This is a genomic window from Kribbella sp., from assembly GCF_035655035.1.
In the GTDB taxonomy this organism is placed as follows: Bacteria; Actinomycetota; Actinomycetes; order Propionibacteriales; family Kribbellaceae; genus Kribbella.
Genome location: NZ_DASRVN010000509.1, coordinates 1 through 9,350 on the forward strand (window position 1 = coordinate 1; position 9,350 = coordinate 9,350).

8 protein-coding genes are annotated in these 9,350 nt (G+C 68.4%); 5 read left to right on the top strand and 3 right to left on the bottom strand.

Features of this window, described 5'->3' with window-relative positions; all coding sequences use genetic code 11:
* The 3 genes from VFF46_RS27860 to VFF46_RS27870 all read right to left on the bottom strand — a co-directional run.
* A partial coding sequence (locus VFF46_RS27860; RefSeq protein ID WP_414673099.1) for a class I SAM-dependent methyltransferase occupies positions 1 to 267 on the bottom strand: 267 nt, incomplete at its 3' end.
* Entirely contained in the window at positions 267 to 1,328 is a 1,062-nt protein-coding gene (locus VFF46_RS27865; RefSeq protein ID WP_325040191.1) for an SDR family oxidoreductase, read from the bottom strand. The genes VFF46_RS27865 and VFF46_RS27860, both read right to left, overlap by 1 nt.
* A gap of 214 nt (positions 1,329 to 1,542) precedes the next feature.
* Positions 1,543 to 1,698: a hypothetical protein gene (locus VFF46_RS27870; RefSeq protein ID WP_325040192.1), complete on the bottom strand. Its 156-nt coding sequence runs from the start codon at positions 1,696 to 1,698 to the stop codon at positions 1,543 to 1,545.
* Positions 1,699 to 1,858: 160 nt separating this feature from the next.
* On the opposite strand from VFF46_RS27870, the gene VFF46_RS27875 reads away from it, so the two are divergent.
* The 5 genes from VFF46_RS27875 to VFF46_RS27895 all read left to right on the top strand — a co-directional run.
* Positions 1,859 to 3,181 (top strand): UDP-glucose/GDP-mannose dehydrogenase family protein, encoded by a 1,323-nt coding sequence (locus VFF46_RS27875; RefSeq protein WP_325040193.1) that lies wholly within the window; start codon positions 1,859 to 1,861, stop codon positions 3,179 to 3,181.
* Positions 3,178 to 4,410, top strand: coding sequence for a glycosyltransferase family 4 protein (locus tag VFF46_RS27880; RefSeq protein WP_325040194.1), 1,233 nt, complete (start codon positions 3,178 to 3,180; stop codon positions 4,408 to 4,410). Before VFF46_RS27875 ends, VFF46_RS27880 begins: the two co-directional genes overlap by 4 nt.
* 1 nt (position 4,411) lies before the next feature.
* On the top strand, positions 4,412 to 6,331 hold the full coding sequence (asnB, locus tag VFF46_RS27885) for an asparagine synthase (glutamine-hydrolyzing) (protein ID WP_325040195.1): 1,920 nt from the start codon (positions 4,412 to 4,414) through the stop codon (positions 6,329 to 6,331).
* 9 nt (positions 6,332 to 6,340) lie between these two features.
* Complete coding sequence (locus tag VFF46_RS27890) at positions 6,341 to 8,620, top strand: bi-domain-containing oxidoreductase (protein ID WP_325040196.1); 2,280 nt, start codon at positions 6,341 to 6,343, stop codon at positions 8,618 to 8,620.
* A partial coding sequence (locus VFF46_RS27895; RefSeq protein WP_325040197.1) for a hypothetical protein occupies positions 8,617 to 9,350 on the top strand: 734 nt, incomplete at its 3' end. The genes VFF46_RS27890 and VFF46_RS27895, both read left to right, overlap by 4 nt.

The window sequence follows — 9,350 nt, forward strand, 5'->3', positions numbered from 1 at the left end:
GCGCGCGTGCTCGACCCAGCTGGTCGAGTACGACGAGAAGTACAGGTAGTCGCTGAACACGTCGTCGGCCGCGACGTACGCCGGAAGCTGGACGAGCAGGCAGTTGCCGCAGATCCGGACGTGCAGCGGGTAGAACGTCTCACCGCTGTCGAGCTGGTCGGCGCGCAGGTAGCTCTCGCACGGCGGCGACATGCCGAGGTCGACGAACGTCTGCGTCAGCGCCTCGCCGCAGAGCCGGCAGGCTGGATCCGTCATCCCCTTGTCCATCACTGCAGCTCCTTCGGTCCCGGGAACGGCTCGTCGGTGCGGCGGCGCAGTCGATTGTCGACAAGCCCGGCGTCCAGCAGTTGCTGGATGCGGCGCAACCGGACGAACTGCGCGGAGTTGAAGTCGTCGAGCGTGAGGCCGTGCCGCCGGTAGGCGTCGTACAGCTCGTCGACGCCCTTGCGGACCGACCACTGCAGCTTCAGGTCCGGGAACGTGTCGCTGAGCTTGCCGAAGTCGACCTTGTAGTTGCGCAGGTCCGGCCCGGCGCCGGCGGCGATCGACAGTGTCGAACCCGGGACCGCCTCGCGGACCATCTCGGCGATGTCGCGGACCTGGACGACGTCCTCGGACCGGCCGACGTTGAACGCCTCGTCGTGGACCGTCTCCCGTGGCGCGGCGAGCACCGCGTCGAACGCGCGGCTGATGTCCTCGATGTGGACGAGCGGCCGCCACGGGGTGCCGTCGCTCTCCAGCCGCACCTGACCGCTGGTCGCCGCGATGGCTGTCAGATTGTTGACAACAATGTCGAGCCGCAGCCGCGTCGAGGCTCCGTACGCGGTCGCGTTCCGCAGGTACGTCGGGCTGAAGTTGTCGTCGGCGAGCTTCGACAGCTCCTGCTCGGCCAGTGCCTTCGTCTCGCCGTACGCCGTCACCGGGAACAGCTCGGCCTCCTCGGTCACGGCCTCCGACCCCGCGGCACCGTATAAGCTGCACGACGACGCGAACAGGAACCGCTCGACGCCGGCGTCCTTCGCGGCCCGCGCGAGGTTGAGCGTCCCGTCCAGGTTGACCGAGTACGTCGCGTCCTTGTCGAGATTTCCCAGCGGATCGTTGGACAACGCGGCCAGGCACACGACCGCGTCGTACCCGCGCAGTTCGTCCGCCGTCACGTCCCGCAGATCCCGCGGCACCCGCCCGTCGACCGCCTCCGGCCCGCCGAGCAGGTCGCACCCCTCGTACAACCCGGAGTCCAGCCCACCCACCTCATGTCCCGCACCCCGCAGGAACGGCACCATCACCGCCCCGATGTAACCCCGATCCCCCGCAACCAGAACCCTCATCCCGCCATCCCCTCACCCCACAAGTTCCCGTCGCCCAATACAGATCAACGGAAACCCGCCCTGATACAGCCAATTTGGGAGGCCGGGCCAGTTCAGCGTTCCTTGGACCGGGCGACGCCCAGGCCCGGCGGGCGGTTCACGTTCACCTGAGGCGCCACACTCGGCCTCGCCGCCGCACCAGCCGGCGGGCTATCCCGAAGACTCTGCGCCTGCCTCAGCAAATCGCCCGGCACCGGAATCCGGTGCGGCGTCGTCGGTGCGCCTTCCCCTCGTGCCAGAGCTGGACGGCGCGGGCGAGGCTCTGGGCGGCGGTGCCGGTGTCGGTCACCATCGCGGTGTCGCCGTTCGGGGGCTGGTACGGGGTCTGCATGAGGGCTCGTGCTTCGCGTGGGCACTTTCTGTGACCAGGATAGTTTCCGGGGCGGATTTCCTGCGGGAGATTTCCACAGGGGTGTATCAGCGGGATGGGGTGGTTGCTCTCATGGGCGCTGGGGCGTGGGGACGTCGTGATCTTGCCTGTGGGGGGCGTTATGAGAGTTGCCGTGTTCGGCTTGGGGTATGTGGGGTCGGTGACGGCGGCTTGCCTGGCTGCTGCCGGGCATGAGGTGTGGGGGGTGGACGTCGACACCGCCAAGGTGGAGCCGATCGCGCGGGGGCACAGTCCGGTGGTCGAGCCGGGGCTGGACGAGCTCGTGGCGGCGGGGGTCGCGGCCGGGCGGTTGCGGGCGACCACCGATCCACGCGAGGCGCTGGACAGCGCCGATGTCTCGTTGATCTGTGTCGGTACGCCGTCGACCTCGGCGGGAAGTACCGATCTGACCTACATCAAGCGTGCGGTGCGGGACATCGCCGAGGCGGCGCGGGACGTCGTACGGCCGGAGTCCGGGTTTCACAGCATCGTCGTGCGCAGCACAGTTCCGCCGGGGACCGTCGACGAGGTCGTGGCGCAGGTGCTGGCCGAGTTGCCCGTGCCGGATGGGCTGACGTTCGGTACGGCGATGTGCCCGGAGTTTCTGCGCGAGGGGTCCGGGCTGGCGGACTTCTACGAGCCACCGTTCGTCGTGGTCGGCACCCGGAACCCGGAAGTCGGTACCGCTCTGACCGACTTGTTCTCCTTCCTGAATGTCGACGTTCAGATTGTCGACGTTCGGACAGCCGAGGCGCTGAAGTACGCGTGCAACGCGTTCCACGCAACCAAGGTCTCGTTCGCGAACGAGATGGGCCGGATCTTCCGGCACTTCGCCGTGGACTCGCGCGAGGTGATGCGGATCTTCGTCCAGGACACCAGCCTGAACATCTCGCCGTACTACCTGAAGCCCGGCTTCGCGTTCGGCGGCTCGTGCCTGCCGAAGGACCTGCGCAGCGTCCTGCACCTGGCGCGGATCAACGACACCGAACTCCCGCTGCTCTCCGGGGCGCTGGCAACCAACGAGCGCAGCGTCCGCGACGTCGTCGACCGGGTGATCGCCGGCCCCGGCCGCGAGATCGCGCTGCTCGGGCTGAGCTTCAAGCACGCCACCGACGACCTCCGCGAGAGCCCGAACGTCGAGCTCGCCGAACGCCTGATCGGCAAGGGCTACAACCTGCGGATCTACGACGCGATCGTGAACCCGACCCGCCTGGTCGGCGCGAACCTGCGGCACGTCCGGTCGAAACTTCCGCACCTGCAACGGGTGCTGACCGACGATCCGGACGCCGCGCTGGCCGGCGCCGACGTGGCGATCGTCTCCGCGACCGACAGCGCCGCGGTCGACGCGCTGCTGGACAACCCGCCGGCCCGGACCATCGACCTGAGCGGCCGGCTCGGCGCCGCGGCCGAAGCACTGCCCGGATACGAAGGGGTCGGCTGGTGAGCGGTCCGCGGGTGCTGATCATCATCCAGAACCTGTGGGTGCCGTTCGACCGGCGCGTCTGGCTGGAGTGCCAGGCGCTGGTCGCGGCCGGGTACGACGTGACGGTGGTCTGCCCGAAGGGACCGGGCGATCCGTCGTACGACGTGATCGACGGCGTGACCGTGCACAAGTACAAGGCGTACGCGCCGGGTGGCAGCAAGGCCGGCTTCGTCTGGGAGTACGCGTACTCGTTCCTGATGACGCTCCGGCTGGTGTTCCGGGCCCGCAAGGCCGGCCGGTTCGCCGTGCTGCAGGCCTGCAACCCGCCGGACATCTTCTGGCCGATCGCGATGCTGCTGCGGCGGCTCGACGGCACGCGGTTCGTGTTCGACCACCACGACCTGTGCCCGGAGCTGTTCCAGTCGCGGTTCGGCGGTACGGCGAGCCTTCCGTACAAGGGACTCCGCTTCCTCGAGCGGACCACCCACCGGCAGGCCGACCACGTGATCTCGACGAACGACTCGTACCGCCGGATCGCGATCACCCGCAGCGGCAAGGCGAACCACGACGTGACCGTGGTCCGCACCGGCCCCGATCCGGACAAGCTCCGCCGCGGTACGCCGGACGACGCGCTCCGCCGCGGGCACCGGCACCTGGTCACGTACATCGGCGTGATGGGCCCGCAGGACGGCGTCGACATCGTCGTCCGGGCCGCGGATCATATTGTCAACAATCTGCACCGCACCGACATCGCGTTCACGCTGATGGGTGGCGGCGACTCGTTCGACGAGGTGGTCGCGCTGCGAGACGAGCTCGGGCTCGGCGAGTACGTCGAGTTCACCGGCCGGGTGCCGGACGAGACCGTGCGCGCGGTGATGTCGACCGCGGACCTCGGCCTCTCCCCCGACCCGAAGAACCCGCTCAACGACGTGTCGACGATGAACAAGACCATGGAGTACATGGCGTTCGAGCTCCCGGTCGTCGCCTTCGACCTGGTGGAGACGAAGGTGTCGGCCGCCGACGCCGCGGTGTACGTCGAGCCGAACGATGTGGCGAAGTACGGTGACGCGATCGTCGCGCTGCTCGACGACCAGGTACGCCGCCGCCGGATGGCGAAGCTCGGCCGCGAACGCGTCGAACAGGTCCTAGGGTGGCGGCATCAGCAGAAGGCCTACCTCGAGGTGTACGACCAGCTCACCGGGCATGTCAGCCGGGTCGACGCGGCCGCCGGCGTCAAGACGGGATCCTGACGTGTGCGGCATCGCGGGCTGCTACCAGCAGCGCGACGGCTTCGCGCTCGCGAAGGCGATGAGCGACCGGATCGCGCACCGTGGTCCGGACGCGGATCGGGTCCACGCGTTCGACGACGGCGACGTCCGGGCGTACCTCGCGCATCGCAGATTGTCGATCATCGACCTGTCCGCCGCCGCGGACCAGCCGTTCAGCAAGCGCGGCCTGACGATCTGCTACAACGGCGAGCTCTACAACTACAAGGAACTCCGGGCCGAGCTGTCGAAGTCGGGCGTGCGCTTCCGCACCCGGAGCGACACCGAGGTCGTACTGGAAGCCTGGCGCCGCTGGGGTCCGGCCGCCCTCGGGCGGTTCCGCGGCATGTTCGCGTTCGCGATGCTGGACGAGGAGAGCGGCAGCCTGTACCTGGCCCGCGACCCGCTCGGCATCAAGCCGCTGTACTTCCTCCGCCGGCAGGGCGGCGTGATCTTCGCGTCCGAACTGAAGGCGCTCGTCACCGCTGTCGGGTCCGAGCTCCGCACCGAGCCCGGCGCGCTGATCGCATCCATGCTCTATTACTGGCTGCCCGAGCAGCGCTGCGCGATCGACGGTGTCGACAAGCTGCCGCCGGGTTCGTGGGCGGAGTTCCGGCCGGACGGCAGCAGCCGGCACGAGACGTACTGGCGGGTGAGCGACGTCGCGACCGAGGCCGCCGAAGGCCCGCCCGCGGACCTGCGTTCGATCATCGAGGAGTCGGTCGCCGCGCACATGGTCGCCGATGTCCCGGTCTCCACCTTCCTCAGCGGCGGTCTGGATTCCAGCCTGGTGACCGTACTGGCGAAGCGCCTGGACCCGGGCGTCGACTCGTACACGATCACCTTCCGCTCGCAGGACCAGAAGCTCGAGGCGATGCCGGACGACGCGATCTACGCGCGCAAGCTGGCCCGGCAGTTCGGCATCGACCTGCACGAGATCGAGCTCGCGCCGGACGTCGTCGAGCTGCTTCCGCGGATTGTTGACAATCTGGACGAACCGATCGGTGACCCGGCCGCGATCAACACGCTGCTGATGTGCGACACCGCGCGCGACGCCGGCGTCAAGGTGCTGCTGTCCGGGATGGGCGCCGACGAGCTGTTCGGCGGGTACCGCAAGCACCTCGCCTGTGTGATGGGAGCGCAGTACCAACGACTCCCCGGCGTACTGCGGAACGGGCTGGCCGGACCGGCCGTACGGCGGCTCCCGGTGACCATCAACGGTCGCGGGCTGCGCTACGCGCGCTGGGCGAAACGGTTCGAGACGTTCGCGAACCTCCCCGAGGAGGAGGCGTTCCGGCGCAGCTACACGATGTACGACGCGGACCAGCTCGCCGGGCTGATCAGCCCGGACCTCGAGCCGTACGTCGGGAAGCTGCTCGCCGAGCACAGCGACATCTACCATGACAACGCGCTCGACGACCACGTCAACCGGATGTGCCTCGCGGACTCGCGGATGTTCCTGCCCGGACTGAACCTCACGTACACCGACCGCGCGAGCATGGCGGCGTCGACCGAGGTCCGGACGCCGTTCGTCGACCCGGTCGTGGCGCGGGCGGCGTTCTCGATCCCGGGCAGCGCGAAGATCCACCGCCGGGTCGGCAAACTGGCGCTGAAGCAGGCCGCCGAGGCGTGGTTGCCGAAGGAGATCATCTACCGGCCGAAGGCGTCGTTCAGTGCGCCGCTGCGCGCCTGGGTGCGGAACGACCTGCGCGAACTGGTCGACGACGTACTGCTGCGCGGCGAGCTGGTCGGCAGCGGGTTCCTGCGGCAGGCCGCCGTACAGCAGATTGTCGACAATGAACGATCCGGACGCGAGGACTACTCCAAGCAGATCTGGCAGCTGCTGACGCTGGAGACCTGGACGCGGCACATGCGCTCGCTGGGCGTGACCATCACCTCTGGATGAAGGACGGACATGAAGCAGGTTGCACAGAACTACAAGTCCGGCGAGCTGGCGGTTCTCGACGTACCGCCGCCGGCTTGTGCGCCGGGCGGGGTGCTGATCCGTTCGCTGTACTCGCTGATCTCGACCGGGACCGAGCTGATGAAGGTCGGCGAGGCACGGCTTTCGCTGGTGGGCAAGGCGAAGGCGCGGCCCGACCAGGTGCGCAAGGTGCTGGACACGGTTGCGCAGCAGGGGCTGACGAGTACGTACAAGAAGGTGATGAACAAGCTCGACTCGTACACGCCGCTCGGGTACTCGGTGTGCGGGGTGGTCGTGGAGGTCGGGGCCGGTGCGGAGGAGTTCAGTGTCGGGCAGTTGGTTGCCGCGGCGGGGAACGAGTTCGCGTTGCATGCGGAGTACAACTGGGTGCCGGTGAATCTGTGCGTGCCGGTGCCGGACGGGGTGCCGGCTGAGCAGGCCGCGTTCTCCACTGTTGGTGCGATCGCGATGCAGGGCGTGCGGCAGGCCGAGGTCCAGCTGGGTGACACGGCTGTGGTGATCGGGCTCGGGCTCGTCGGGCAATTGGTGGTGCGGTTGCTGGTGGCCGCTGGGGTGCGGGTGTTCGGGATCGACACGGTCGCGGATCGCTGCCGGATGGCGGAGAAGGCGGGCGCGTTGTACTGCGTGGGAGCCGACGAGGCCGGAGTGGCGGCGCTCGAGCGGTCGTTGCTGCAGGCATCCAACGGGCTCGGCGCGGACCGCATCCTGCTCGCGGCCGGCGGGCACTCGAACGGGCCGGTGGAGACCGCGGCCCGGTTGGCACGGGACCGCGCGCGGGTGGTGGACATCGGCAAGACCAGGCTGGATCTTCCGTGGAACGCGTACTACGACAAGGAGCTGGACGTCCGGTTCTCGCGGTCGTACGGGCCGGGGCGGTACGACGACCGGTACGAGCTGCAGGGGATCGACTACCCCGCCGGGTACGTCCGGTGGACCGAACGGCGCAACCTCGAATGCTTCGTGGACCTGATCGCCCGCGAACAGATCGACGTCGGCGCGCTGATCGCCAACACCTTCCCGATCGCCGACGCCACCGACGTCTACCAAAAACTCAGCACCGGCACCTACCCCGGCGTCGGCTTCCTCTTCGAATACCCAAAGGAAGCATCACCCGACAACACCCGCACGGCGCGCAGGGCTGATGGCGCAGCGCGCGGCGCTGGGGGCGAAGAGGGGGGCCGCGGTAAGGGGCAGGCCGGAGGTGTCGCGGAGGGTGAGACCAGCCGCCGGCGGGGGCCGGCCGGAGGGCCGGCTTCCGCCGGCGTGGTGCGGGTTGGGTTCGTTGGCGCGGGGAACTATGCGTCGAGCATGTTGCTGCCGCAGCTGCAGAAGAACGAGCAGGTTGTCCTGGGACGGGTCGCGACGAACAAGTCGTTGTCGGCGGCAAATGCCCAGCGACGGTTCGGGTTCGAGGAAGTAGGGACCGACGCGGCAGCCGTACTGGCGGACGACCGGCTGGACGCCGTGTTCGTCGTCACACGGCACAGTTCGCATGCCGAGCTGACGTGCCGCGCGCTGGAGACCGGAAAGGCCGTCTTCGTCGAGAAGCCGCTGGCCTTGACCGACGACGAGCTGGACCAGGTCGTCGCCACCGTGGATGCCACCGGCAACGATCGGCTGATGGTCGGGTTCAACCGCCGGTTCGCGCCGCTGCTGACCGACCTGAAGGACCGCTTCGGCGACCACGGCAGCACCTCGGTCAGGTACCTGGTGAACGCCGGCAAGCTCGACTCCACCAGCTGGTACCTCGACGCCGGCAAGGAAGGCACCCGGTTCGCCGGTGAGGGCGGCCACTTCATCGACACGCTCACCTGGTGGATCGACAGCCTCCCGACCCAGGTGTACGCCGTACCCGGACCCGACACCGGCGACGTCCTCGTGACGATCCGGTTCGCGAACGGGTCCGTCGGCACGATCACGTACGTCGGCGGCGGCAACGCGCGTTTCCCGAAGGAGACGATCGACATCACCGGCGGGGGCCGCAACGCGCGTTTCGACAACTTCCAGCGCGCGTCCGTGTGGGCCGGGCGGAAACCCGCCACCCGCAAGTCCCGCAGTACCGACAAGGGCCAGCGCAACGAGCTGGAGCGTTTCATCGCCGCAGTACGCACCGGCGGACCGATGCCGATCCCGTTCGAGCAACTGGTCGCCACCACCCGCGCCACCATCGCAGTGGACCGCAGCCTGGCCTCCGGGAAGGCTGAGTCAATTCTTCCCCCGCCCCACCGCCCCGGTCAGGGGACCGTGTGAGCCGCCAGCCCTTGGGCTGGTACGTCCGCCGCCTGCGCCGGATGTCCCCCACCGAACTCATCCAGCGCACCAGCGATGCCGGACGCCGTACTGCCTGGGCCTACCAACAGGTCCGGCCCGGGCAGCACGGAAACCTGACCCTGCCGCTACAGCGCGAGAGAACGTTCAGTACGACGCTCCCGCCACACACAGCCTGCGCCGTACCGGAAGACGCCCGTAAGGCAGTGATCAAGCAGGCAGACGCCATCTTGGCCGGCAACCTCGAAGTACTAGGCCTAGAACGCACGGACCTCAAAGCACCGGACTGGTTCCGTGACCCGGTAACAGGCCGCCGTTCGGACCCAACGCAGTACGTGTTCAAGCTCAACCACCGGAACGAGCAGGCCGTCGGCAACATCAAGCAGGTGTGGGAGCTGTCCCGGCACCACCACCTCACCCAACTGGCCGCGGCGTGGTTCCTGACCCACGACGACCGGTACGCCGAACGCGTAGCCGACCACCTGAACGACTGGTGGCGTGCGAACCCGTTCCTGTCCGGAGTGCACTGGGCGAGCGGTATCGAGATCGGTCTGCGCCTGATCAGCTGGACCTGGATCAGACGCCTGCTCAACGACTGGCCTGACATCACAGACCTGTTCGAGCACAACGAGTTGGCTCTGCAGCAGCTGTACTGGCACCAGCGATACCTGGCCGCGTTCCAGAGCCACGGGTCCTCGGCCAACAACCACGT

Bases quoted from the DNA above. Each gene is read 5' to 3' on its own strand.
- VFF46_RS27870 (WP_325040192.1), bottom strand. From the start codon at position 1,698: ATGCAGACCCCGTACCAGCCCCCGAACGGCGACACCGCGATGGTGACC.
- VFF46_RS27890 (WP_325040196.1), top strand. From the start codon at position 6,341: ATGAAGCAGGTTGCACAGAACTACAAGTCCGGCGAGCTGGCGGTTCTC.
- VFF46_RS27875 (WP_325040193.1), top strand. From the start codon at position 1,859: ATGAGAGTTGCCGTGTTCGGCTTGGGGTATGTGGGGTCGGTGACGGCG.
- VFF46_RS27865 (WP_325040191.1), bottom strand. From the start codon at position 1,328: ATGAGGGTTCTGGTTGCGGGGGATCGGGGTTACATCGGGGCGGTGATG.